The sequence below is a fragment of the Bradyrhizobium sp. LjRoot220 genome, from assembly GCF_964252915.1.
In the GTDB taxonomy this organism is placed as follows: Bacteria; Pseudomonadota; Alphaproteobacteria; order Rhizobiales; family Xanthobacteraceae; genus Bradyrhizobium.
On the sequence record NZ_CAXUPS020000003.1, the window covers coordinates 553,349 to 576,639 of the forward strand.

Consider the following 23,291-nt stretch of genomic DNA (forward strand, 5'->3'; position numbering starts at 1 on the left):
GGGAGAAACCCACGTTATTCTCTACCATTTAATATTTGGTCGACATTTAATATCAGCGCTGCGACGCGGATACGTTGCGTGGCTCGGTGGTGAGGGGGATCATGCTCACATGCAAGGTCAGGCGCCTCCTGGGACGCCGCGGTTCACCACGGCGATGACGAGGCGGCAAGTCGTTTGGCGTTGTTGCCATGGTCGGCCCGGCGGTACGGGCGCGGAGGACCGCCGTCCGGATCGGACACGGGCGAGCGCAAGCAGGATCTGAAGGGCTAGGTGGGTTCTTGCTTCGCGGCGATCGATGAGCGAATGCGGTCGCTTAGCCAGTGCCCAAAGAACAGAACCCGGGTGACGATGGAATGACCAGACCCGCCCGACGTTTTAAGCTGCAACGGGCGCCCACTCGCGGAATCTGAGGATTCCGCTGCGCGATCTAGCGATTTGGCCGGGTTCTCGATCGAGGCAGGATTTGGTCGCCGGATCGGCCGGAAGTACATTGCCACGGCGAAAAAGATATTAAAGACGAACCAGCCTGCCAACACGTACAGCAGCGTTTCCAAATGGAAGCCTCCTCAGGGGCATCCGCCACTTATACATGAGTTGCCATGGGGAACTCCCCGCAAATCGATGTTGCGGCGCAATAGGCCTCTCGGCGCAGCGATAGCCGGTTGTCCAATATTTGTTAGGGATTCCGGCCGTTAAGCACGAGTTTCTTTAATCGGCGTAACCACTTACTAATTCCGGCTCCCTAGCTATACTCCCTTCAAACGAGAAAAAGGGGAGGCAGGCGAAATGGATGCCCTACCGATGGCATTGTTGGCGTTCACCGCGGGGTTTTTGACCTGCGCGTTGCTCGTCGCCGTCCTGATACGGTGGTCGTTCTCCGACAGGCGAGACCGCGGAAGCGAGCCGGTCGCCAGCAACGAGCAGAAGCCGCGCGCCATCGACTTTCTGTGGTCGGGCAGGTGACTCGGCCCGTCGAACGGGCAGTCAGCCGATCGACAGGGCGTCCAGGCTTTTGCGGCCTTTAGAATTTGCCTTGAATTATTTGTCCTGGAAAAATTGATGCCGGCGCAGCATGGAGCCGGCTGCGATCAGAAATTGTTCGGCAAGTCCGATTGCAGTTCAGCTTGTTGTTCGGATCCGATTTGATCGCCTCGTCCCAGCTCGGCATAGACCTGGTTGAGGACACGATGCGTCTTCTCGATGTCGTATAATTGTCTAAAGCGCTCGAAGCCTCGCAGACCCACCGCGGGCAGATCGAGCTTCAAGGCACGCCGAAACCCTTCAGCGAGCTGGGCGGCGGAAACCGGCTCACAAAGCACGCCCGTCACGCCATCCTCGACGATTTCCGGCAAGGCTCCGATACGAAACGCAATGATCGGCTTGGCCGCCCGCATCGCTTCAATGGCGACGAGGCCGAAGGCCTCCCAGCGTGAGGGGATCACGACCAGATCGGCCTTTTCGAGCTGTGCCTCGATCTGGTGTCGATCCTGCCAGCCGAGCAACGAGACGTTGGCGGGAAGCGCACGCCCTTCATCTTCGTATTTGCCGATCACCGATGCGCCGACGATCCGGACGTCCACCAGGTCCTCGAGCGCGCGGGCGGCTTCGGTCAGCAGATCGTAGCCCTTCTGGCGATCGAGACGGCCGATGAACAGAACCTTGGTCTTTTCCGAAGGCCATATCGCCGAGACCGTATCGAGCAACGGGCGGTTCTTCGAAATGCCGTTGTGCACAAGAACCAGGCGATCGGCTTCAATTCCGGCCCGAACTCCCTCTTTGAATTCATCCCTCGAAATGCAGATGATCCGATCCGTGATCTTGGCCAGGATACCTTCCGTGAGTTTTGTCACCTGATAGCTCAGCCAGCCCGTCTCGCGAGAGAAAGCCCATCCGTGCGGACAATAGACGATCCGCGGCCGCTTGCGCTTCAGCAGCAGGACCGGACGGAGAACCAATCCGGCAAACGAGGAGTGCAGGTGAACGACATCCGGTTGCAGCCGGTGAACGGCGCGCAGGGTCGCGAGTAACATGCGGAACAGGCCGGAAACACTCCGGTCCGAACGGCCGAATTCCGTGATTTCCGTGTCGTCGATGCCGGTCAGGTCGGCCCGATGATCGGACGGGATAACGTAATGCACGTTACCGCCGCCGAGGGTCTTTCGCTGGTGGGGGTGCAACTCGTTGAGATACGTCGCGATGCCGCCTCGGATCGTTTCGGCAACATGCAGAACCCTTGTTGTTCTGTCCGGATCACTGGGCACGCCTAATCCTTCATTTTCACGCTGGTGCGACAAGCTGTTCCCGATACGCAGCAATATTTGGGCCGTGATGTGGTGTTCCTGCGGTTGTTCTGATTTAATTTATTTATTCGGGTTTAAATGGGGTGTTTTTCGAGAAACCGCAACATGGCGGCAGCGGATTTGGCCCACGAATAGGCCGCCAAACGCTCTTCTTGCTTCTGCCGCTCGTGGCCGGAGATGCTTCCTGCTGCAATCCTTTCGACCATGCGCTGCTGCAATTCCTCGACCCTCAGAGGGTCGAAATAGGCAGCGGCGTCGCCGCAGGTTTCGCGTACCGCCTCTGCGGTACTCGCTATCACCGGGCAGGCGAAGAACATTGCCTCCAGCGGAGGCACCCCGAAGCCTTCATAAAGGCTGGGGAAAATAAATGCATTTGCACGCGAAAAGAGCGCCGCGATCTCCTCGTCGCTCAGCCGGCCTGCCATCACGACACCGGCCTTTGAGGCCGTGGGGCCATCCGAAAAAACCTTGCTGTTGTCGCCGCCGACCACGACGAGTGGAATATCCGCCCGGCCCAGCCGCTCCGACGCCTGGATGGCCAGCGAGACGTTTTTGTTCTTTGTCATCGACCCGACGAAGAGAAAGTACCGATTGGGAACAAGGCCCAACCGGTCGATCACCCGAAAATCCGGAACCGTTGCTGCAAAATGCTCGGCGCTGTTGGAGAACACTGGAACGGCCGTCGGCGTTAGCCGCAAGGCGGCGGCGAGTTCGCGCCTAGAGAAGTCGGAAACCGTGGCAATCGTCGCGGTTCGCGCCAGCAGATGGCCCAGCGTCCGGTGCAGCATCAGATAGCTCCGGCTGAAGAAATCCGGCCGCCGAAACACCTGGGCGTCATGGAGGACGACGAGGTGGTTTCGGTGAAGAACCGGCCCGGAGTTGGCGAGGCTGATCAGCCGCCCACCCGCCGCCGCTCGCGCAAGGTCGATCTGATCCCAGGCATGCCCAGTCCGCCGGCCTACCTGTTTGGTCCGAACCACGGCAAGATCGAGTTCGACCTTCGCGTTGGGCGGGGTGAGCAGCTGCCATTCCGCCTCGAGCAGCGGCTGCGCCGCTTCGCCGGCCGCCAGCAGGCGATCCATGGCCTTAACCATTTCGGCGGCATAGCGCTGAACACCCGTAAGGGATTGCGACAGGAATCTACCGTTGATGAAAATTTTCAAAGACGATCTTCTTCAGATTTTATGGAACGCAGCGTTGGCTGCTGCCCCAATAGTAGGCACGGCGGAGTGAGGTCGAGTGTGCCAAGAACATGCCAAGTCTGGCATGGCGAAGTCTGGCATGGCGAAACATTGGTGGGAACCGGTCTGCACGCATGCGACCTTCGTTAAATCAGCACCTGCCGTATTGGCAAACGCAAAATCGGGAAGGCTCCGTCAAAACCAAACCAAATGAGCGTGTCGGCTTCATGAATCTTGCTGCGTGCTAATTATTTAGGAACGAATTTCGTTTGATGTGATCTGGCGCGCGCTGTCGGCTGGGATTTCAATTGAGTGGAAGATGGAACTTGCCGCGCAACAAAAAGCACACATTCTCGGTGCATGGGACGTGTGCGGGCATGTTCCCTTCCTGGATCAGCGCGAAGTGATGGAGCGAGATTTTCGCAATGGCTGGGTCTGGTCCAATCAAGGCAAGCGCCGTTCTGGTTAACGGCCTGAGGTCGTGCGTTCCGGCAGTCATGACGACGGTGGTCTTCAGCTTCTTCATCAACCTCCTCGCGTTCACCAGCCCGCTTTATATGCTGCAGATCTATGACCGGGTGATCGGCAGCCGCAACGAGACCACCCTGCTCGGCATCACGGTGCTGGTCGGTTACCTCCTGATCATCAATGCGCTGCTTGAGATGCTGCGCTCCCGCCTCATGGTTCAGGCGAGCCTCGCGGTCGACAGCAAGCTGGCCGGTTCCGTTTTTGATGCAACGCATTCGGCCGGGCTGCACTTCCCCCGTCTTGCCCAGGGGCAAACGCTGCGCGACCTCGATTCCATTCGCGAGTTCATCGCAGGTCCCGCCCTGATTGCGCTGTGCGACCTGCTGTGGATGCCGATCTTCGTCGTGACCTGCTTCATTCTTCACCCCTGGTTCGGCGCCATCGCGCTGGTCGGTTCGGTGCTTATCCTGCTCTTGACGCTTGCCAGCGAGCTCGCGACCACGGGTCCCATGAGTCTGGCGTCCAAGACGTCGATCGCGGCCAACCAGAAGGCGGTATCCGCCCTGCGCAACGCCGAAGTCATTCACGCCATGGGGATGCTCGATGTCCTGCGCGACATCTGGATTGCGCAACACGGTCACGTGCTCAATTTACAGGCCATCGCAGGCAAGCGGTCGGGGCTGATGGCGGCCGCGTCCAAGTTCGTCCGCATGTTCTTGCAAACGATGGTACTGGGTCTTGGCGCCTATCTTGCGATCCATAACCAGATTTCTGCGGGCATGATTATCGCCGCCTCGATCTTTGTCGGGCGCGCGCTTGCTCCCGTCGAGGGCGTCGTGGGGAACTGGAAGGGACTGACCAGCGCGCGGAACAGCTGGAGCAGGCTTGTCAAATTGTTCGCCGTCGCGGGCGAGGAGCCGCAGCGGGTGACGCTGCCGCGGCCGGTCGGCCATCTGACGCTCGAGGCGGTCACCGCAGGGCCCCCGGAACAATCCCGCAGCACCTTGCGGAACATCTCGTTCGAGGCACGGCCGGGCGAAATCGTGGGTATTGTCGGCCCGAGCGCCGCCGGAAAATCCAGCCTGGCTCGGGTGATTACCGGCGTTTGGAGACCATCGTCCGGCAATGTGCGCCTCGACGGGTTCGATTTTTCGCATTGGAACCCCCGCGAGCGTGGGCGCTACATCGGTTATCTGCCGCAGGACATCGAGCTGTTTTCCGGAACCGTCGCGCAGAACATCGCGCGCTTTCAGGAGGTCGACAGCGATGCGGTGATAGAGACCGCGCGCCTGTGCGGATGTCACGAGATGATCCAGCTCTTGCCGGACGGCTACAATACCGCGGTCGGCGAGGGGGGCGCCACGCTATCGGGCGGTCAGCGCCAACGCATCGGGCTGGCGCGTGCTTTTTTTGATCGTCCGTCCCTGGTCGTGCTCGATGAGCCCAATGCAAGTCTTGACCAGGGTGGCGAGGAAGCGCTGGTCCAGGCCATCCGTCGATTTCGCTCGTTTGGCTCCACGATCATTCTCATTACCCACAAGATCAGCGTACTGACCGCCGCCGACAGGATTCTCGTGCTGGAGGGCGGTATGGCGCAAGCCTTTGGTCCCCGCCACGACGTGCTTAAGCATTTGATCGCTCCTCCAGTGCCCGTTCGGGCGGCGGCAGGCTGAGGTCAGTCAATGTTCAAGCTCGGCTTTTCAATTCCTGCATGGCTTTCGATTCCTGCGCGCTTCAAAGCTCGTCTTCCCCGGCGCGTCCCCAGTTCACTGCCATTCGCTCATGCGCAGGGCAAAACCGCGATCGCCGGATACACGCTGATCATTTTCACCTTCGGAGTGATGGGGGGGTGGGCGGCTGTCGCACCGCTCGACCGCGGCGTCGTTGCGCAGGGCGTCGTCATGATCGAGGACAGCCGCAAGGTGGTGCAGCATCTCGAAGGCGGCATGGTGAGCGAGATTTCCGTCAGAGAGGGCCAGTCCGTCGTTGAGGGCCAGCTGCTGGTCAATCTGTCCCCACTGCAGGCGAGTTCGGGGCTCGAGACGGTTCGTAGTCAGCTCGACGGCGCCCTCGCGCTCGAAGCATCGCTGGTTGCCGAAATCGATCGCCGCGATAGCATCACCTTTCCGCTTGAACTGCTGGCGCGGCAGGCCGCTTCCCCGGTCCTGGCGAGGATCATCAAGGACCAGACGCTGCAATTTGAAGAGCGCAAGCGCTCGCGTGCGACCCAGATCACGCTGATCGAATCCAAGATTCAGCAGCTCCGATCCGAAATGGAAGGCATCGCCGTCGAGAAGTCATCGACCGAAAAGCAGATCGGCTTCCTCGACGAAGAGTTGACGGGTCTTCGTTCGCTGAAAGAGCGGGGACTGATCCCGATCACGCGCGTGCTTGCCATGGAACGGGAACGCACCCGCCTTGAGGGCATCATCGGCCGCGCCATCGCGGATACGGCGAAAGCGAACAACGGAATCAGCGAAGCGCGCCTGCAAGCGATGCAGCTGGAGCAGAAGTTCCAGGAGGAGGTATCGGCCCAGCTCTTGGAAACGCGCCAGAAGATAAATACCGCGAGGGAAAAGCTGGTGGTGGCGCGGGACCTGTTCACCCGCCTCGATATCCGTGCGCCCCGGGCAGGCACGGTGCAGAATCTGAAGGTGTTCACGGTCGGGCAGGTCGTTCGGGCCGGCGAGTCGCTGATGGAAATCGTTCCCAGCAACCAAAAGCTCGTCGTGCACGCCCAGCTTCCGGTCAATTCGATCGAACATCTCAGCGTGGGACAGACCGCCGAAATTCGTTTCCCGGGTCTGCGCGCGCGCGGGATTCAAATGATGACTGGACGGCTGGCATCTATTTCGCATGACAGGCTGGTGGACGACGTTACCAAGCAGCCCTATTTCCTCGGCCTCATCGACCTCTCCGACGCCAAGCTCGATGAACGTTACCGCGACAAGCTGATCGCGGGCATGCAGGCCGACGTGGTGGTCGCGACCGGCGAGCGCACGGCGCTGGAATATATCGTATCGCCGCTGACGGATGCCCTGCATACGTCTTTCAGGGACTGAGCGCGCAAACGGCGATCTAAATAGCCTGCACACGAATTTGGCGGATTGCGCTTAAAGCGTGGCTGGCTGACGCGCGACGGAATCCTGTCGCCGATCGTCGGAGTTCACTTCTGCCGGCGCTCTGCGCTTGCCTCCAACGCTGCAGTCTGGCATTGCGTTGCAAACCAATGGGGATGACCGTGTCGACACCAGGACCTGTGATTGTCACCGGAGCCGCCGGATTTATCGGCATGCAGGTGTGCGAACGGCTGCTCGCGCGCGGCGAGCAGGTGATCGGGATCGATGCGCTCACACCCTACTACGATCCGGCGCTCAAGCGCGCGCGGCTCAATTACCTGATGCAACACGCAGGCTTCACATTTCATGACACGGATCTTGCCGATCCCGCGGCGGCGAAGCTTGTTTTCGATGCGGTGAGACCCGATCGCGTCGTGCATCTTGCGGCGCAGCCCGGCGTTCGCGCATCGATCGACGATCCGATCGGCTGCATACGGGCGAACTGCGACGGCTTCGTCACCGTGCTCGAGAACAGCCGCCGTCACAACGTGAGGCACCTGGTTTATGCCTCGTCGAGCTCTGTTTACGGCGCCAACCGCACGCTTCCGTACTCGACGGAGCATTCGGTCGACCATCCGGTCAGCCTCTACGCCGCGAGCAAAAAGGCCAACGAGCTGATGGCGCATACCTATGCCCATGTGCACCGGCTTCCAGTCACCGGCCTGCGGTTCTTTACCGTGTATGGGCCGTGGGGAAGGCCCGATATGGCGGTCTATCTCTTCACGCGCGCGATTTTCGAAGGCAAGCCGATCAAGATTTTCAACCATGGCAACATGCGGCGAGACTTCACCTATGTCGACGATATTGCGGAGGGTGTGATCCGCACCCTGGATCGCCCGGCTGCGCCAAATCCGGCCTGGGATGCAGAGCGCCCTGAATCTGCCACAAGCGCCGCTCCATATCGCGTCTACAACATTGGCAACAACCAGCCCGTGAATCTGCTCGATTTCGTCTCGACGCTCGAGGACATCATTGGAAAACCGGCGGTTCGAAATCTGCTTCCAATGCAGGCGGGGGACGTGCTCGAGACCTGCGCCGACATCTCGGCGCTGCAACGCGATGTCGGCTTTTCGCCTTCAACGCCGCTGGCTGAGGGACTGCGCCGGTTCGTCGAATGGTATCGCGGTTACCACGGCGTGGCGGGCTAACCGGCTCGGCCGATCCGGCTCGGAAAAAAATGGTTGCGGCCGAGCTGAATTGGCCAGCGACCTGCCCAGCGATTTCTCACCTCCACGACTGCAATTTGGGCAAAGTTGTTCGGCATGACGCTGTCGCATGCCTGTCCGCCGTCTTGGTCGGCTAGGTCGCGACTTATGGCACTATTCTTGCGTTTCAATGTCATTCGTATTTCGTGATCGACGGATAGGTCGTGCGGTGAATGGTGGGAGAAAGCTCGTGCAAGAGACAGGCGTAAGTAACAGTGCCTTCGGCGCCGATAAATTCGGCTTAAAAAATCTCAAGTCAGTGCACTGGAATCTGGGGGCGCCGCAGCTCTACCAATATTCGCTAAGCGCCGGCGAAGCCGTGCTCTCGGCCGATGGCGCGCTGTGCGCCGACACCGGCGAGTTCACCGGCCGCAGCCCGAAGGACAAGTTCACGGTGCGCGACGCCTCCACCGAGAAGATGTGGTGGGCCGGCAATCAGTCGATCACCTCGGAGCAGTTCGACGCGCTCCATGCCGACTTCATCAAGCACGCCGAAGGCATGACGCTGTTCGCGCAGGATCTCTGTGGCGGCGCCGATCCGAGCTTCCAGATCAAGACCCGCGTGTTTACCGAGCTGGCCTGGCACTCGCTGTTCATCCGCACGCTGTTGATCCGCCCCGAAGCGTCGGAGTTGGAAAACTTCGTGCCGGAGCTGACCATCATCGACCTGCCGAGCTTCCGCGCCGATCCCAAACGCCACGGCGTGCGTTCGGAGAACGTCGTCGCGATCGATTTCGCCCGCAAGATCGTCCTGATCGGCGGGTCTTATTATGCCGGCGAGATGAAGAAGAGCGTGTTCACCACGCTGAACTATTATTTGCCGGCCAAGGGCGTGATGCCGATGCACTGCTCGGCCAATGTCGGTCCCGACGGCGACAGCGCGATCTTCTTCGGCCTGTCCGGCACCGGCAAGACCACGCTGTCGGCCGACCCCAAGCGCACGCTGATCGGCGACGACGAGCATGGCTGGGGCAAGGACGGCATCTTCAATTTCGAAGGCGGCTGCTACGCCAAATGCATCAAGCTGTCCCAGGAAGCCGAGCCGGAGATCTTCGCCGCCAGCAAGCGCTTCGGCGCGGTGCTTGAAAATGTCGTGCTCGACGAGCGCACAAGGGTGCCCGACTTCGACGACGGCTCAAAAACGGAAAACACCCGTTCGGCCTATCCGCTCGACTTCATCCCGAACGCCTCGCGCACCGGCCGTGCCGGCCAGCCGAAGAACGTCGTGATGCTGGCCGCCGACGCGTTCGGCGTGCTGCCGCCGATCGCAAAACTGACCCCGGCGCAGGCGATGTATCACTTCCTGTCCGGCTACACCGCCAAGGTCGCGGGCACCGAGCGCGGCTTAGGCAACGAGCCGCAGCCGGAATTTTCGACCTGCTTCGGCTCGCCGTTCCTGCCGCTTGATCCGTCCGTTTACGGCAACATGCTGCGCGAACTGATCGCGAAGCACAATGTCGATTGCTGGCTGGTCAACACCGGCTGGACCGGCGGCAAATACGGCACCGGAAGCCGGATGCCGATCAAGGTGACCCGCGCGCTGCTGACCGCGGCGCTGAACGGCTCGCTACGCAATGTCGAATTCCGCACCGACAAATATTTCGGTTTTGCGGTGCCGACGGCGCTGCCGGGCGTCCCCAGCGACATCCTCAATCCCGTCAACACCTGGAAGGACAAGGCCGAGTTCGACAAGACCGCGCGCGCGCTGGTCGGCATGTTCCAGAAGAACTTTGCCAAGTTCGAAGCCCAGGTCGACGCCGACGTCCGCGCCGCCGCACCGGATCTCAAGCTCGCGGCGGAGTAACCAAGGGCATGACCATCTCGCGATCCAAGGGCCTGTCGGATGATTTGATTCTGTTGCTCAAGGCAGAAGGCTTGAGCTTCCGCGATGTATCCAAACGCCTCGGCGTATCGCTGGGATCGGTGACCGGCCGGTATTACCGGCTAAAGGGGGTCCGGTATCCTTCCCAGCTCGCCAGAGATGCCGAAATAAAGCGAACGAGGAAACTGCGTCGCCATGCCCGTAACCGAGAGAAATCCTCCGCTGCCATTCAAGCTGCCATCGATCTGAAAAACGGCATCGAACCTTCATCTGCGATCGGGGCGGCGCGCACAGCGGGAGCCTCGCTGGAAATGATCGGCGCCTGTCTTGGGATATCCAAACAGGCACTGCATAAGAAGTATCGGCGCGAAGTATCGGGGCAAGGCTATTTGAAATAGCCGCAACCGAATCGAAAAGAGCTACTTGGCGCGCCCGATTTGGCTTTTCAGCAACATGATCATCAATTGTCCGGCGCCAATGCCGCTGATGCCGCCCGCCACCTTCACTGCCGCATCAAGCAGACGACCGTGGCGGTCCGGCGTCAGCAGCTGCAGGGTCTCCAGTGCCACTGCGCCTCCGGCAACGATCGCGATAACAAAGACTACGCGGTCAGGGTAAGCGAAGCCAAGCCAAGCGCAAGGCCCAGCAACGCGAAGGCCGCGAAATGTTCAAACTGAACGCCGGCAACCACCGGGCGGGAGTCGATTGGTGACAGCGTCGCGTAGGCAATGAATGCCAGCGCGAGCCAGCCCACAATCATGCATAATGTTTGAATGGTCGCGATAACCTGATCTCGTCACTGATTGTTGAGAAAACCCTTGTTGTTGAGAAAACTCTTGGCGTGGAGATCGTCCAGCCTGTCCAGGCGTCGGCTGTGCGCGCGTCCTGCAATAACCACAGCAGCAATAAAGACGGTGACCGCAAGGCAAAACCAGATCATGTGGTGGAACTTACCCAACGGCGCGGAAGCAAGTCAATTGTCCCGAACTTGAAGTCTGGAAATCCCTGTTGTTGATCCGAAACCGCGCATTTGCCAGAGTCACATTTCTTTCGGATCGGAGCGATGCCCATGCCCTTGTGGATTTGCGAACAATGCGGCGCGCAGTTCCCGGAAAGTGTTGCGCCGCCGGCTTCATGCCCGGTCTGCGAGGACGAGCGGCAGTATGTGAACTGGAAGGGCCAGCAATGGCTCACGCGCGAAGCCTTGGCGGAGCGCCACAAGATCGTCTGGCGCGATGATCTCGGCATTTCCGGGATCGCTCTCGATCCCGGCTTCGCGATCGGGCAACGCGCGTTGCTCGTCCCGGAGCCCGACGGATGCGTGATGTGGGATTGCATTCCCCTGGCCACGCGCGAGGCGGTGGACCATGTCAGGTCGCTCGGCGGCCTGAAGGCGATTGCCGTTTCGCATCCGCATTATTACGGCGCGGTTGCCGACTGGAGCGAGGCCTTTGGCGGCGTGCCGATCTTTCTGCATGGCGACGATCGGCAATGGGTCACGCGGCCGCATCCCGCGATCGTGCCGTGGACCGGCGACAGCCATCGGATATCCGACGACATTGTTCTCATCCGCACCGGCGGCCATTTCGCCGGCGCCACCATCCTGCATTGGCGCGCGGGCGCGGAAGGCCGGGGTGCTCTGCTGACCGGTGATGTTGCCATGGTGGCGATGGACCGCCGCTCGCTGAGCTTCATGTACAGCTTTCCGAACTACATCCCGCTGAATGCTGCGGCCGTTCGCACCATCGCGCGCGCGGTGGCTCCGCTGGCGTTCGACCGCATCTATGGCGCATGGTGGGGCAAGAACATCGAGGCGGGCGCAAAACCCGCGTTCGATGCTTCGGTCCGGCGATACCTGGCCGCAATTGCGGATTAAAGCGGCCGAAGGGGAGGAACCAGCCGGCCTTCGACGCTTGCCACCCCAAATAGCATCGCTATATCAGGGCTTTCCCACCCACGCTTTATCTCGTGAGCCCCTGATGACCACCACCACTGCCCCCGAATCCCAGCCGTTCCAGGCCGAGGTCGCCGAACTCCTGCATCTGATGGTGCACTCGGTCTATTCGGAAACCGATATTTTCCTGCGTGAACTGATTTCGAACGCCTCCGACGCCTGCGACAAGTTGCGCTATGAGGCGATCGCCGCGCCCGAGCTGATTACCGACGGCGCACCGCCCCAAATCCGCATCGTGCCGAACAAGGCGGCGAACACGCTTGCCGTGGTCGACAGCGGTATCGGCATGGACCGCCAGGAACTGATCGATAATCTCGGCACCATCGCGCGCTCCGGCACCAAGTCGTTTCTGTCGCGCCTGTCTGAGGCCAAAGACGGTGCCAATCTGATCGGCCAGTTCGGCGTCGGCTTCTATGCGGCCTTCATGGTCGCCGAGCGCATCGTCGTCACCAGCCGCCGCGCCGGTTCGGATCAGGTGTGGACCTGGTCGTCGTCGGGCGGCAGCGGATTTGAGATTGCGCCGGCGGGCGAGGAAGACGCCGGCCGCGTCACGCGCGGCACCGAGATCATGCTGCATCTGAAAGAGAATGCGCAGAAATATCTCGAGACCTACGAGATCGAGCGCATCGTCCGCGCCTATTCCGACAACATCCAGTTTCCGATTCTGCTGCTGCCGGAGGAGGGCGAGCCACGCCAGATCAATTCGGCCAGCGCGCTGTGGCAGCGCCCGAAATCGGAGCTCACGCCGGAAGACTACAAGGGCGCCTATCAATCGATCGCCGGTGCGTTCGACGAGCCCGCGATGACCTTGCATTACCGCGCCGAGGGCCGGCAGTCCTACGCGGTGCTGCTGTTCGCGCCGTCGACAAAGCCGTTCGACCTGTTCGACCAGGCGCGTAAGGGCAAGGTGAAGCTCTATGTCCGCCGCGTCTTCATTGCCGACGACGCTGATTTATTGCCGGCCTACCTGCGCTTCATCCGCGGCGTGATCGACAGCGAGGACCTGCCGCTCAATATTTCGCGCGAGATGCTGCAGAACAATCCGCAGCTCGCGCAGATCCGCAAGGCCGTCACCAGCCGCGTTGTCACCGAGCTGGAAAACCTCGGCGACAAGGAGCCGGAGGCATTCGCAAAGATCTGGGATTCGTTCGGGCCCGTGATCAAGGAAGGCATCTGGGAAGATTTCGAGCGGCGCGAGAAGCTGCTGGCGCTGTCGCGCTTCACCACCACGACGGGCGAGAAGCGTTCGCTGAAGCAATATGTCGAAGCCCTCAAGCCGAACCAGACCGAGATCTATTACCTCACCGGCGACAGCATCGAGCGCCTGAAGTCCAACCCAAAACTCGAATCCGCGTCGGCTCGCGGCATCGAGGTGCTGCTGCTGACCGATCCGGTCGATGCGTTCTGGACCGCGGCGCCGCTCGATTTCGGCGGCAAGCCGCTGAAGTCGCTGAGCCAGGGCGATATCGATTTCGGGCTGATCCCGCTGCTGGACGAGAAGGCCGACGGCAAAAAGGAAGAGAGCGCCACCGACGAGGCCGCGACCATCGCCGTCATCAAGGACACGCTCGGCGAACGCGTCTCCGACGTGCGGGCCTCGCAGCGGCTGACGTCGAGCGCGTCGTGCCTGGTGGCCGGCGGCGACGGCCGCGACCGCCAGCTCGAGCGGTTGCTGGCGATGCAGAACCAGGGCGCGGTCACCAAACCGGTCCTCGAGATCAATCTGCGCCATCCATTGGTGGCGGCAATCGCCGGGGCCAAGGACGCGGCTGCGGATTTGTCGTTCCTGCTGCTGGAGCAGGCGCAGATCCTCGATGGCGAGCTGCCGGAAGACCCGGCGGCGTTTGCCAGCAGGCTCAACCAGTTGGTGCTGCGGGGCGTCAAACTGTAGCAGCAGCGAACCCGAATGCGGGGCAGGCCGTAGCTGTTACATGGCTTCGGAAAACGGGGTAACTTGCATCGCAATGGCCACGCCCGAGGGCACCGACATCTTCTACGGCGGCATTCCGGTCTTTCGCGGCTTCACTAGCCTGATGGACCCGTCGCTGTATTCTCCGTTGCCGGACGATTGGTCCATCGGTGTCGCCGACATCGTGGAATCGACCAAGGCGATCGCCAACCAGCGCTACAAGGCGGTCAACATGGCCGGCGCCGCCGTGATCGCCGCCGTCACCAATGCGCTGGATGGACGTGAGTTTCCGTTTGTGTTCGGCGGCGATGGCGCGAGCTTCGCGGTGGCGCCCGCCGATCTCGCCCGCGCGCGCGCCGCGCTGGCGGCGACCGCGACCTGGGTGAGGGACGACCTTGATCTCGCAATGCGGGTGGCGCTGGTGCCGGTGAAAGCCGTACGGGCGCAGGGCCTCGACGTCCGCGTCGCGCGTTTCGGGCCGTCGCCCAATTTGTCCCTTGCGATGTTTTCCGGCGGCGGGCTCGGCTGGGCGGACGCGGCGATGAAGCGCGGCGAGTTTGCTGTAGCCGCGGCGGCGTCCGGCGAGCAGCCTGATTTGTCCGGCCTGTCGTGCCGCTTTGAGGAGATTCCGTCCACCCGCGGCCTTATTCTTTCCGTGCTGGTGGTGCCGGCAAAGGGCGCCGATCCCTTCGCCTTCCGTAAAGCCATCGAGGACATCATCGACCTCGTCGAGCGAAGTCCCGATGCCGGACGGCCGGTGCCTGCGGGCGGCCCCGAGATTCGTTTTCCGCCGGCGGGCATCGAATACGAGGCGCGTGCCGCGCGACGCGGGTCGTTGTTGCGGCGACGCGGCTCCGCGCTGGCCATCGCGCTGTGGGCCTATGTCGTGCTGCGCTTCGGCATCAAGGTCGGCAATTTCGTTCCCAAAACCTACATGCAGCAGGTGGTGGAGAATTCCGACTTCCGCAAATATGACGACGGCTTGCGCATGATCCTCGATTGCACGCCCGAACTCGAGCAGGCGCTGACGCAGCGGCTGGCGCTGTCGGCCTCAAGCGGCATCGTGCGCTACGGCCTGCACCGGCAGGACGCGGCGATGATGACCTGTTTCACGCCGTCAGTGATGCGCAGCGACCATGTGCACTTCATCGACGGCGCCCGCGGCGGCTATGCTTCGGCGGCCACCGCGTTGAAGGCCATGGCGGCGTAGGTGTTCTCATTCCTCATGGTGAGGAGGCACACTTGCGTCGTCTCCGGACGATGCTTCGCATCGCCGGGCGAACCATGAGAGCCCCGATGCGGCCATCCTTCGAGACGCGGCGAAGTCGCCGCACCTCAGGATGAGGGAAAAACCGCTCAGTGCCCGACCCTGGTCCAGGTCTCGCCGCCGCAGAACGCGCCCATGCAGCCCTCGACCCGCAGCGTGTCCGGTCCGGTGACCGAAACGTTGCTTGCGTAGGTGCTGCCGTCGTCGGCGTTGTAGATCTGGCCCGACCATTTGCCGGGGCCGGCGGCGTGCATGCCGCTGAACAGCGGCAGCCCGATCATCGGGCGTTTTGCCAGCGCCGGATTGGGGTTCTTGTCGTCGACCTGCGGCTTGCCGGTGGCGGGATCGACCGGCTGTTTCAATCCGACGATGACGCCGCAAATACCGCCGCCGCATTTGGTGACGCGGACGCGGGCGTCGCCTGCCTGCGTCAGCCAGATGCCACCGGGCTCGCCGGCGCCTTGCGCACGTGCGGAGGGCGCGGCCAGCAATGCCGCGAGAAGCGCAACGATGAACCCCGTCTTGCAGGCCATGAATCATTCCCCGGAAAAATCAGGCGCCTGCATAGCAATAAATCAGATTTGTGCAACGCCGGATCGCGCCGCGCGGAGGCTCATTTGCCCCAGCGCGTGAAGCGAATGAAGAGCATGGTGGAGAGGCCGAACACCACCATCGCGGCGCCGACCAGCGCGAACAAGGTCCAGGTTGGCGCGCCGGATGACGCCAGCCACCAGCCGCCAAGTCCCACCAGCAACAGCCGGATGGTCCCGGCCATGACAGGGCCGCCGACTTTCGCCGCGCCCTGCGAAGCGAAATAGAGGCACACGCCGGTGCCGAAGAAGCCGAACGCCGGACCGGCCCAGGCCAGGTAAGACGAGGCAGCAGCGGTCACGCCGGGATCATTGGTGAACAGCGAGATCCAGAGCACCGGCTTGACCGCGACGACCAGGCCGATCAGTCCGACGGTCAGGCCTGCCGCGGCGCCCGCGGTCCAGGCCACCTGGCGCGCCCGCGCCACGAGGCCGGCGCCGACAGCCATGCCGACCATCGGCACCGAGGCAACGCCGAACGCGAAGGCAAGCGGGACCAGCAGGAATTCCAGCCGCGAACCCATGCCGTAACCGGCCAGCGTCTCGGTGCCGAGGCCGGCCACGATTTTGGTGAAGATCAGGATGGTCAGCACGGTTTGCAGCGGCGACAGGCAGGAGACCGCGCCGACCTTGAGGATATCGACGAACATGCCGCGCTCGAATCGGAAGGCGGCGAAATTCAGCTTGAGCCGGCTGCGGCCGCTGGCGAGGTACCACGCCAGGAATATTGCCCCCAACGTGAACGCGGCGAGTTGGCCCGCGGCGACCCCGGGCATGCCGAGTTTCGGCAGGCCGAATAGTCCAAGACCAAGGCCGCCGCCGACCGCGACCTGTACGATCGCGACGGCGATCAGCACGGCTGAAGGGATGCGCATGTCGCCGGTGCCGCGCACCACCGAGGCCAGCGTGTTGACCAGCCAGATCGATATCGCGCCGGAGAACAGCACTTGCGAATACTGCATCGCCTGTTCGAGCACGCCGCCGCGGCCGCCGAGAAACGAATAGAACTGCCGGCCGAGCGTCAGCATCATCACGGTGAAGAATAACCCAGCGCAGGTGCCGATCATCGCCGCATGCAGCGTCAGTGTTGCGGCGCGCTCGCGATCGCCGGCGCCGAGCGCGCGGCTGATGGCGGACGAAACGCCGCCGCCCATCGCGCCCGCCGACATCATCTGCGTCAGCATCACGAACGGAAACACCAGCGCGATCCCGGCCAGCGGCTCGGTGCCGAGCCGGCCGATATAGGAGGTCTCGGCGACCGCCACCAAAGCGGTGCCGAACATCGCGATCGCGTTGGGGAGCGTGAGCTTGAGCAGCGTCGGCAGGATCGGCGAGGTCAAGAGGTTGTTGACCGGGGCGGTCAGCACGGCTGCGGGGCGCGCGTCAATCGGAGCGTCAATGGTCATTGCGTCACCGGTTCGTCGGCCACGAGATATATCGGGGCCGATATATTACGGTTGACATATTATTGCGCGGGCCCGGCGCAAGCCACCCATCGCCGCGCAGGGGTCACCATGGCAGGCCGCATAGGTCGATGATGCCGTCGCGCGGAGCGCGGGTGAAGTCGAACACGAACGGTGCCATCGCCTCGAAGCGGATGCGTCCTTCCGGCTGCTCGGCATGGATCTCGCCGGTGAAGGGATGCCAGCCGCGTGCCTGGTAGAAGGCATAATTGTGCGGCTCGCAGAACAGCAGCGCGAACTTGATCGCTTCATGGTCGCGCATGGTCTGGACCGCAGCGCCGAGCGCGACGCTGGCAAGCCCTTGTCCCCGGCAATCCTCGCGGGTCCCAACCCCGCCGATACCGCCGATATCGACCTTGCGTCCGTTCCATGTGACGGTGCGGAAGTAGATGCCGACATGGCAGGCAAGGCCAGGTTTTGACGATTCCTCTGGCGCCTCGATCAGCACACGCAAATCGGCCTGGGCCCATTTGACGTTACGCCATGACACTTTTTCCATGAGTTCGGGCGGCCAGACCGCATCCATCAGCGGTTTGACCCGCGGCCATGAAGCGTCCGCGTTCAGAACGTCGATCTCGATGCTCATTTTTTTACCCCGTGAAGCCGTATGTCCCCCGTCATACGCTGGACGCGCAGCATCGTTACCGAAGAACCCGCCCGCTTTATCAAATTGCGGTGTTTAAGCGCGATGGAACCTTCTATAAGGGTTCCCGTTAGACCACGTCTCCCATCATTTTCGGACATCACCCCATGACCTTCACGCTATCCGATCTTCCCTATGCCCATGACGCCCTTGCCCCCTATATGTCCAAGGAAACGCTGGAATTTCACCACGACAAGCATCACCAGGCTTACGTGACCAACGGCAACAACGCGATCAAGGGGACCGAATTCGAAGGCAAGTCCCTCGAGGAGATCGTCAAGGCTTCGTTCGGCAAGAACCCGGCCGTGTTCAACAATGCCGGCCAGCACTACAACCATCTGCATTTCTGGAACTGGATGAAGCCCAATGGCGGCGGCAGCAAGCTGCCCGGCCGTCTGGAAAAGAAGATCACCGAGGACCTCGGCGGGCTCGACAAGTTCAAGACCGATTTTGCCGCCGCCGGCGTCGGCCAGTTCGGCTCCGGCTGGTGCTGGTTGTCGGTCAAGAACGGCAAGCTCGAAATCTCCAAGACACCGAACGGCGAAAGCCCGCTGGTTCATGGCGCAACCCCGATCCTCGGCTGCGACGTCTGGGAGCATTCCTACTACATCGACTATCGCAACCGCCGCCCGGACTATCTGAAGGCGTTCGTCGATAGCCTCGTGAACTGGGAATATGTCGACCAGCTGTTCGGCAAGGCTTGATGCTCTGTTTGTCATTCCGGGGCGATGCAATGCATCGAACCCGGAATCTCGAGATTCCGGGTCTGGTCCTTCGGACCATCCCGGAATGACGTAAAACAAATTTCAAGGGCGGCAGTGCAAACTGCCGTCCTTATCTTTTGCACTTGCCTATGGCCATCCTTGCAGCCGTCGCAGGCTTGCGGCACAACGGCTTACCGGGTGATTTCGCGATGTGGAAAATGCGGCGATGAGCTATTTGCTGGTCTTCTTCGGCGGCGGCCTCGGCGCGTCGTTGCGCCACCTCGTCAATCTCACCTGCGCCCGCGCCATCGGCACCGGATTTCCCTGGGGCACCTTCATCATCAACATATCAGGATCGACCGTGATGGGGCTGATCGCGGGCTATCTCGCCTTCAAAGGCGGGGCCTCGCAGCCGTGGCGGCTGTTCGTGATGACGGGCATTCTCGGCGGCTACACCACCTTTTCCGCGTTCTCCCTCGATACCGCGCTGCTCTACGAACGCGGCGAGCTTGGCCTGGCGGCGGCTTACGTCCTTGGCTCGGTCGTGCTCTCGATTGCCGGCCTGTTTGCCGGCCTGGCGCTGGTGCGCCATCTGACCTGAGCAAAGCGTGATGGCCCGGCATGGCCATCCCCGGGAGGCGCATGGATAGCGCCGTTGTTCCGTTTGCGTGAGGCACCAGCCGGGACTAAGCAGGGTTGAGACGTAACACCTGCAGATCACTTGCCGATTCATTGCATTGTCAGAACCTCCATTGAAACAGCCGCCGCCGGCCGACGATAGCGCGGAGGCCGAAGCGGCGCCGCGGCGCAAGCGCAAGCCGGTCGGCTGGTCGATGATCTTCATCGCCGTGCTGGTCGCGGTCAGCGCCACGCTGGTCTATCGCCGTGACGGGCTCGACGGCGTGCTGAAAATTCTCACTCATGATCTCGCGCTGTTCGGCGAGATCCTGCCGCGCGTGCTGGCCGGCTGCCTGCTCGGCGCCTTTATCGCCGAAATTCTGCCGCATGAAAAAGTGTCGCGCTCGCTCGGGCCGAACTCGGGCCTGAAGGGATTGCTGATCGGCACGGCGTTCGGCGCCATCCTGCCGGGCGGGCCGTTCACCGCCTATCCGGTGGCGGCGGCGCTTCTCACGGTCGGCGCGGATTTCGGCGCCACCATCGCCATGGTCGTGAGCTGGACGCTGATCGGCTATGGCCGCGCGGTCGCTTGGGAATTGCCAATCCTCGGCACCGATTTCACGCTGTGGCGCATCGTGATTTCGCTGCCGATCCCGGTCCTGGCCGGCGCGCTCGGGCGCTTCGTCTATGTGCGGATGTACCCGAAGGGCGAGCCGACATGAAGGGCGAGCCGTCGTGACGCTGAGTGCGCTCATCATCGACATCAGCCTGTGGGGCTCCGTGCTGGTGCTCGGCTTCATCGCGTTCCGGCGCGGCCGCGTCGTAGTTGTTTCGGCGGCGCGCGAAGGCGCGATGGATTTCCTCAACATCGTGCCGCGCATCGCGCTCGGCGTGATCGGTTCCGGCTTTATCGCCGCGGTCATTCCCCCTGAAGTCATCACCGGCTGGCTGGGCCCGGATTCCGGCTGGCTCGGCGTCCTGACCGCCGTGATCGCGGGCGGGTTGACGCCGGGAGGGCCGGTGGTCGGCTTTTCGATCGCCGCGGTGGCGTTGAAGGTCGGCGGCGGTTCGCCGCAAGTGATCGCCTATGTCGTCGCCTGGGCGCTGTTCGCCTTCCAGCGCATGATCCTGTGGGAAATCCCGTTCATGCCGGCGCGTTTCGTCTGGTTCCGGGCCGCGGTGTCGGTGCCGTTTCCGTTCCTGGCGGCGGCGCTCGCCATGGCGATCGGGAAGCCTTGAAGCAGGGCGCTTCGGTGGACTCAGGAAATGTTATAATATAACATCTTTGGATGCCTCACGCCCATTCCCACGACCATGCACAACCCCATGCCCACAGCCATGGGCACGCCCACAGCCACGACCCCTCGATGCCGCATCCGGCGCAGCCGGCGCCGTGGTCGATCTTGCGCATGACGGTGGCGGCGCGGCTTGGCGCGGCGCTGGCGGTCAGCGCCTGTCTTTGGGTGGTCGTGCTGGTGGCGATGAGGTGAGCATGGCGGTTCAGGACAAAGCGCAGGTAAAATTCAGTAACGTCACGCTCGGCTACGACCGGCATCCGGCGGTGCATCACCTCAACCTCGAGGTCGCCAAGGGTGCGCTGGTCGCGGTGATCGGGCCGAACGGCGCCGGCAAGTCGACGCTGTTTCGCGGACTGGCCGGCATCCTCAAGCCGCTCTCCGGTTCGATCTCGCTGGGCGGGCTGGACAGCAAGGATATCGCCTATCTGCCGCAGACCGCCGACATCGACCGCAGCTTTCCAATTTCGGTGTTCGATTTCGTCGGCACCGGGCTGTGGCGGTCTACCGGTTTTTTCGGCGGCATGGGCAAGGCCGAGCGCGGCAGGATTTTGGCGGCGCTTGCCGCCGTCGGCCTCAACGGTTTTGAAAATCGCCCGATCGGCACGCTGTCCGGCGGACAGATGCAGCGCATGCTCTTTGCGCGGGTGCTGTTGCAGGATGCGCGCCTGATCGTGCTGGACGAGCCGTTCAACGCCATCGACGCCAAAACTTCCGCGGACCTGATCGCGCTGGTCAAGCGCTGGCATGGTGAAGGGCGCACCGTGCTGGCGGCGCTGCACGATTTGGAAATGGTGCGTAACCATTTCCCCGAAACGCTGCTGCTGGCACGTGGCCCGGTGGACTGGGGCGCGACCGCGCAGGTGCTGACCCCGGAAAACCTGCTGGTGGCGATGAAGATGTGCGAAGCCTTCGACGACCGGGCCACCGCCTGCGCCGCAGACGCGCCGTCGCGCGCGGCCTGACTGCAATGCTCCATGACGCGCTGATCGCGCCTTTCACCGAATTCGAGTTCATGCGCCGCGCACTGGCGGCCGTGATCGCGCTGTCGCTCGGGGCGGCGCCGATCGGCGTGTTCCTGATGCTGCGGCGGATGAGCCTGGTCGGCGACGCCATGGCGCATGCGATCTTGCCCGGGGCAGCGATCGGTTTCCTGGTCTCGGGCCTCAATCTGTTCGCGATGACGACCGGCGGCCTGATCGCAGGCTTTACCGTCGCAATCCTGGCCGGTGTAGTGGCGCGCACCACCGAGCTGAAGGAAGACGCCTCGTTGGCGACGTTCTATCTGGTGTCGCTCGCGCTCGGCGTCACCATCGTTTCCATTAAAGGTACCAATATCGACCTGCTGCACGTGCTGTTCGGCAACATCCTGGCGATGGACGACCAGACCCTGCTGGTGATCGCCTTCAACGCCACCATCTCGCTGCTGGTGCTGGCGGTGATCTATCGCCCGCTGGTGATCGAATGCGTCGATCCGGTGTTCCTGCGCACCGTGAGCCGCGCCGGCGCCCCGGCGCATCTGGCGTTCCTGGCGTTGGTCGTGATCAACCTCGTCAATGGTTTTCACGCGCTCGGAACCCTGTTGGGCGTCGGGCTGATGATCCTGCCCGCGGGCATCGCGCGGTTCTGGTCGCGCGACATCACCGGCATGATCTGTATCGCGGTGGCCAGCGCCATGGTCTCGGGCTATGCCGGGCTGGTATTGTCGTTCCAGACCAAAATTCCCTCCGGCCCTGCGATCATTCTGGTGGCAGCGGGGATTTATGTGGTGTCCGTGCTGTTCGGCAATGTCAGCGGCCTGGTCCGGCAGATGTTCCCCGGCCGGCATCTCGAGGCATAGCGATGCAGCGATTGTTCGGGCTCATCTGTCTGGTGCTGATCGCGACGGCCGTTCCAGCGAGCGCGCAGGAGCGCCTTAAAACTATCGCCAGCTTTTCCATCCTCGGCGATTTCGTCCGCAACGTCGGCGGCGACCGCGTCAGCGTCACGACGCTGGTCGGTGCGGACGGCGACGCGCATGTCTATTCGCCTACTCCGGCCGATGCGAAACGGATTGCCGATGCCAAATTGATTTTCATCAATGGCCTTGGTTTCGAGGGCTGGCTGCCGCGGCTGGTCAAGTCGGCCGGCGGCAAAGTGACCATCGTGACCGCGACGGCGGGCATCGCGCCGCTGAAGCTTGGCTCGCATGCCGACCCACACGCCTGGCAGTCGGTCTCCAACGCAAAAATCTATATCGGTAATATCCGCGACGCCCTTGTGGCCGCCGATCCCGCCTCAGCCCAAAGCTTTCGCGCCAATGCGGAGGCCTATCTGGCGAAACTCGACATCCTGGACCGCGAGGCGCGCGAAGCCATCGCAAAGCTCCCGCAAGGCCGCCGCAAGGTGATTTCGACCCACGACGCCTTCGGCTATTTCGCCGCCGCCTACGGCGTCGAATTCATTGCGCCGGTTGGCGTGTCCACCGAATCCGAGGCCAGCGCCCGCGATATTGCGGGTATTATCACCCAGATCAGGTCAGCCAAGATCCCCGCGGTTTTTCTGGAAAATATGAGCGATCCGCGCCTGATCCGCCGAATCTCGGCCGAGACCGGCGCCAGGATCGGCGGGACCCTTTATTCGGACAGTTTGACGGCTGAAAAGGGCGATGCCCCCACTTACATTGACATGGTCAGGCACAATATAAAGGCGCTGACCAGCGCGCTTGGCGATTAGGTCAGGGGCCACCCTGCCGTCCAGCGCGCCAGCATGAT

26 protein-coding genes are annotated in these 23,291 nt (G+C 62.3%); 18 read left to right on the forward strand and 8 right to left on the reverse strand.

Features of this window, described 5'->3' with window-relative positions; translation table 11 throughout:
* Nucleotides 1-266 precede the first annotated feature (266 nt).
* Nucleotides 267-554 (reverse strand): hypothetical protein, encoded by a 288-nt coding sequence (locus ACSQ84_RS16725; RefSeq protein WP_436212779.1) that lies wholly within the window; start codon nt 552-554, stop codon nt 267-269.
* A 232-nt stretch (nt 555-786) separates the two neighbouring features.
* On the opposite strand from ACSQ84_RS16725, the gene ACSQ84_RS16730 reads away from it, so the two are divergent.
* On the forward strand, nt 787-963 hold the full coding sequence (locus tag ACSQ84_RS16730) for a hypothetical protein (protein WP_436212780.1): 177 nt from the start codon (nt 787-789) through the stop codon (nt 961-963).
* Nucleotides 964-1,088: 125 nt separating this feature from the next.
* On the opposite strand, the gene ACSQ84_RS16735 is transcribed toward ACSQ84_RS16730, so the two are convergent.
* On the reverse strand, nt 1,089-2,261 hold the full coding sequence (locus ACSQ84_RS16735) for a glycosyltransferase family 4 protein (RefSeq protein ID WP_436212781.1): 1,173 nt from the start codon (nt 2,259-2,261) through the stop codon (nt 1,089-1,091).
* A 113-nt stretch (nt 2,262-2,374) separates the two neighbouring features.
* A complete protein-coding gene (locus tag ACSQ84_RS16740; RefSeq protein WP_436212782.1) occupies nt 2,375-3,463 on the reverse strand; it encodes a glycosyltransferase family 4 protein in 1,089 nt (362 codons plus the stop codon).
* A 337-nt stretch (nt 3,464-3,800) separates the two neighbouring features.
* Between ACSQ84_RS16740 and ACSQ84_RS16745 the strand changes: the two genes are divergently transcribed.
* The 6 genes from ACSQ84_RS16745 (at nt 3,801) to ACSQ84_RS16770 (ending at nt 10,493) form a co-directional block, all read left to right on the forward strand.
* On the forward strand, nt 3,801-3,950 hold the full coding sequence (locus tag ACSQ84_RS16745) for a hypothetical protein (RefSeq protein ID WP_436212783.1): 150 nt from the start codon (nt 3,801-3,803) through the stop codon (nt 3,948-3,950).
* Complete coding sequence (locus ACSQ84_RS16750) at nt 3,907-5,622, forward strand: type I secretion system permease/ATPase (RefSeq protein ID WP_436212784.1); 1,716 nt, start codon at nt 3,907-3,909, stop codon at nt 5,620-5,622. The genes ACSQ84_RS16745 and ACSQ84_RS16750 overlap by 44 nt, the downstream gene beginning before the upstream one ends.
* Nucleotides 5,623-5,631: 9 nt before the next feature.
* Complete coding sequence (locus ACSQ84_RS16755) at nt 5,632-7,011, forward strand: HlyD family type I secretion periplasmic adaptor subunit (RefSeq protein WP_436212785.1); 1,380 nt, start codon at nt 5,632-5,634, stop codon at nt 7,009-7,011.
* A 179-nt stretch (nt 7,012-7,190) separates the two neighbouring features.
* Entirely contained in the window at nt 7,191-8,216 is a 1,026-nt protein-coding gene (locus ACSQ84_RS16760; protein WP_436212786.1) for an NAD-dependent epimerase, read from the forward strand.
* A 247-nt stretch (nt 8,217-8,463) separates the two neighbouring features.
* Nucleotides 8,464-10,077, forward strand: a complete 1,614-nt coding sequence (locus tag ACSQ84_RS16765; RefSeq protein ID WP_436212787.1) for a phosphoenolpyruvate carboxykinase — start codon at nt 8,464-8,466, stop codon at nt 10,075-10,077.
* An 8-nt stretch (nt 10,078-10,085) separates the two neighbouring features.
* Nucleotides 10,086-10,493 (forward strand): hypothetical protein, encoded by a 408-nt coding sequence (locus ACSQ84_RS16770; protein WP_436212788.1) that lies wholly within the window; start codon nt 10,086-10,088, stop codon nt 10,491-10,493.
* 21 nt (nt 10,494-10,514) lie between these two features.
* Here the strand turns inward: ACSQ84_RS16770 and ACSQ84_RS16775 are convergent, their stop codons facing one another.
* On the reverse strand, nt 10,515-10,664 hold the full coding sequence (locus tag ACSQ84_RS16775) for a hypothetical protein (protein WP_436212789.1): 150 nt from the start codon (nt 10,662-10,664) through the stop codon (nt 10,515-10,517).
* A gap of 32 nt (nt 10,665-10,696) precedes the next feature.
* On the reverse strand, nt 10,697-10,855 hold the full coding sequence (locus ACSQ84_RS16780; protein ID WP_436212790.1) for a hypothetical protein: 159 nt from the start codon (nt 10,853-10,855) through the stop codon (nt 10,697-10,699).
* Nucleotides 10,856-11,164: 309 nt separating this feature from the next.
* Between ACSQ84_RS16780 and ACSQ84_RS16785 the strand changes: the two genes are divergently transcribed.
* The 3 genes from ACSQ84_RS16785 to ACSQ84_RS16795 all read left to right on the forward strand — a co-directional run bounded on the left by ACSQ84_RS16785 (nt 11,165) and on the right by ACSQ84_RS16795 (nt 15,168).
* On the forward strand, nt 11,165-11,971 hold the full coding sequence (locus tag ACSQ84_RS16785; RefSeq protein WP_436212791.1) for an MBL fold metallo-hydrolase: 807 nt from the start codon (nt 11,165-11,167) through the stop codon (nt 11,969-11,971).
* A 100-nt stretch (nt 11,972-12,071) separates the two neighbouring features.
* Entirely contained in the window at nt 12,072-13,940 is a 1,869-nt protein-coding gene (gene htpG, locus ACSQ84_RS16790; RefSeq protein ID WP_436213101.1) for a molecular chaperone HtpG, read from the forward strand.
* A 73-nt stretch (nt 13,941-14,013) separates the two neighbouring features.
* Nucleotides 14,014-15,168 (forward strand): DUF3095 domain-containing protein, encoded by a 1,155-nt coding sequence (locus tag ACSQ84_RS16795; RefSeq protein ID WP_436212792.1) that lies wholly within the window; start codon nt 14,014-14,016, stop codon nt 15,166-15,168.
* 146 nt (nt 15,169-15,314) lie between these two features.
* Here ACSQ84_RS16795 and ACSQ84_RS16800 read toward each other — a convergent pair whose 3' ends face one another.
* The 3 genes from ACSQ84_RS16800 to ACSQ84_RS16810 form a co-directional block, all read right to left on the reverse strand.
* Complete coding sequence (locus ACSQ84_RS16800) at nt 15,315-15,758, reverse strand: DUF2147 domain-containing protein (RefSeq protein ID WP_436212793.1); 444 nt, start codon at nt 15,756-15,758, stop codon at nt 15,315-15,317.
* A gap of 80 nt (nt 15,759-15,838) precedes the next feature.
* Nucleotides 15,839-17,221 (reverse strand): MATE family efflux transporter, encoded by a 1,383-nt coding sequence (locus ACSQ84_RS16805; RefSeq protein WP_436212794.1) that lies wholly within the window; start codon nt 17,219-17,221, stop codon nt 15,839-15,841.
* 103 nt (nt 17,222-17,324) lie between these two features.
* Complete coding sequence (locus ACSQ84_RS16810; RefSeq protein WP_436212795.1) at nt 17,325-17,864, reverse strand: GNAT family N-acetyltransferase; 540 nt, start codon at nt 17,862-17,864, stop codon at nt 17,325-17,327.
* 164 nt (nt 17,865-18,028) lie between these two features.
* Here ACSQ84_RS16810 and ACSQ84_RS16815 point away from each other — a divergent pair, with 164 nt between their 5' ends.
* The 8 genes from ACSQ84_RS16815 to ACSQ84_RS16850 all read left to right on the forward strand — a co-directional run bounded on the left by ACSQ84_RS16815 (nt 18,029) and on the right by ACSQ84_RS16850 (nt 23,253).
* Nucleotides 18,029-18,625 (forward strand): superoxide dismutase, encoded by a 597-nt coding sequence (locus tag ACSQ84_RS16815; protein WP_436212796.1) that lies wholly within the window; start codon nt 18,029-18,031, stop codon nt 18,623-18,625.
* A 226-nt stretch (nt 18,626-18,851) separates the two neighbouring features.
* Nucleotides 18,852-19,226 (forward strand): fluoride efflux transporter CrcB, encoded by a 375-nt coding sequence (crcB, locus tag ACSQ84_RS16820; RefSeq protein WP_436212797.1) that lies wholly within the window; start codon nt 18,852-18,854, stop codon nt 19,224-19,226.
* 136 nt (nt 19,227-19,362) lie between these two features.
* Entirely contained in the window at nt 19,363-19,965 is a 603-nt protein-coding gene (locus ACSQ84_RS16825; protein ID WP_436212798.1) for a permease, read from the forward strand.
* Between the two features lie 19 nt (nt 19,966-19,984).
* The gene (locus ACSQ84_RS16830) at nt 19,985-20,482 is read left to right on the forward strand and encodes a hypothetical protein (protein WP_436213102.1); all 498 of its coding nucleotides are present in this window, start codon (nt 19,985-19,987) and stop codon (nt 20,480-20,482) included.
* A 50-nt stretch (nt 20,483-20,532) separates the two neighbouring features.
* Nucleotides 20,533-20,733, forward strand: coding sequence for a hypothetical protein (locus ACSQ84_RS16835; protein WP_436212799.1), 201 nt, complete (start codon nt 20,533-20,535; stop codon nt 20,731-20,733).
* A 2-nt stretch (nt 20,734-20,735) separates the two neighbouring features.
* Nucleotides 20,736-21,503: a metal ABC transporter ATP-binding protein gene (locus tag ACSQ84_RS16840; RefSeq protein ID WP_436212800.1), complete on the forward strand. Its 768-nt coding sequence runs from the start codon at nt 20,736-20,738 to the stop codon at nt 21,501-21,503.
* A 5-nt stretch (nt 21,504-21,508) separates the two neighbouring features.
* A complete protein-coding gene (locus ACSQ84_RS16845; protein WP_436212801.1) occupies nt 21,509-22,378 on the forward strand; it encodes a metal ABC transporter permease in 870 nt (289 codons plus the stop codon).
* Nucleotides 22,379-22,380: 2 nt separating this feature from the next.
* On the forward strand, nt 22,381-23,253 hold the full coding sequence (locus ACSQ84_RS16850) for a metal ABC transporter substrate-binding protein (RefSeq protein WP_436212802.1): 873 nt from the start codon (nt 22,381-22,383) through the stop codon (nt 23,251-23,253).
* Nucleotides 23,254-23,291 lie beyond the last annotated feature (38 nt).

Excerpts from the sequence above, each read along its gene's own strand:
- ACSQ84_RS16785 (WP_436212791.1), top strand. The coding sequence starts at position 11,165 with ATGCCCTTGTGGATTTGCGAACAATGCGGCGCGCAGTTCCCGGAAAGT.
- ACSQ84_RS16800 (WP_436212793.1), bottom strand. The coding sequence starts at position 15,758 with ATGGCCTGCAAGACGGGGTTCATCGTTGCGCTTCTCGCGGCATTGCTG.
- ACSQ84_RS16750 (WP_436212784.1), top strand. The coding sequence starts at position 3,907 with ATGGCTGGGTCTGGTCCAATCAAGGCAAGCGCCGTTCTGGTTAACGGC.
- ACSQ84_RS16755 (WP_436212785.1), top strand. The coding sequence starts at position 5,632 with ATGTTCAAGCTCGGCTTTTCAATTCCTGCATGGCTTTCGATTCCTGCG.
- ACSQ84_RS16850 (WP_436212802.1), top strand. The coding sequence starts at position 22,381 with ATGCAGCGATTGTTCGGGCTCATCTGTCTGGTGCTGATCGCGACGGCC.
- ACSQ84_RS16745 (WP_436212783.1), top strand. The coding sequence starts at position 3,801 with ATGGAACTTGCCGCGCAACAAAAAGCACACATTCTCGGTGCATGGGAC.
- crcB (WP_436212797.1), top strand. The coding sequence starts at position 18,852 with ATGAGCTATTTGCTGGTCTTCTTCGGCGGCGGCCTCGGCGCGTCGTTG.
- ACSQ84_RS16770 (WP_436212788.1), top strand. The coding sequence starts at position 10,086 with ATGACCATCTCGCGATCCAAGGGCCTGTCGGATGATTTGATTCTGTTG.
- ACSQ84_RS16730 (WP_436212780.1), top strand. The coding sequence starts at position 787 with ATGGATGCCCTACCGATGGCATTGTTGGCGTTCACCGCGGGGTTTTTG.
- ACSQ84_RS16805 (WP_436212794.1), bottom strand. The coding sequence starts at position 17,221 with ATGACCATTGACGCTCCGATTGACGCGCGCCCCGCAGCCGTGCTGACC.
- ACSQ84_RS16795 (WP_436212792.1), top strand. The coding sequence starts at position 14,014 with ATGGCCACGCCCGAGGGCACCGACATCTTCTACGGCGGCATTCCGGTC.
- ACSQ84_RS16840 (WP_436212800.1), top strand. The coding sequence starts at position 20,736 with ATGGCGGTTCAGGACAAAGCGCAGGTAAAATTCAGTAACGTCACGCTC.
- ACSQ84_RS16815 (WP_436212796.1), top strand. The coding sequence starts at position 18,029 with ATGACCTTCACGCTATCCGATCTTCCCTATGCCCATGACGCCCTTGCC.
- ACSQ84_RS16780 (WP_436212790.1), bottom strand. The coding sequence starts at position 10,855 with ATGATTGTGGGCTGGCTCGCGCTGGCATTCATTGCCTACGCGACGCTG.
- ACSQ84_RS16810 (WP_436212795.1), bottom strand. The coding sequence starts at position 17,864 with ATGAGCATCGAGATCGACGTTCTGAACGCGGACGCTTCATGGCCGCGG.
- ACSQ84_RS16845 (WP_436212801.1), top strand. The coding sequence starts at position 21,509 with ATGCTCCATGACGCGCTGATCGCGCCTTTCACCGAATTCGAGTTCATG.
- ACSQ84_RS16835 (WP_436212799.1), top strand. The coding sequence starts at position 20,533 with ATGCCTCACGCCCATTCCCACGACCATGCACAACCCCATGCCCACAGC.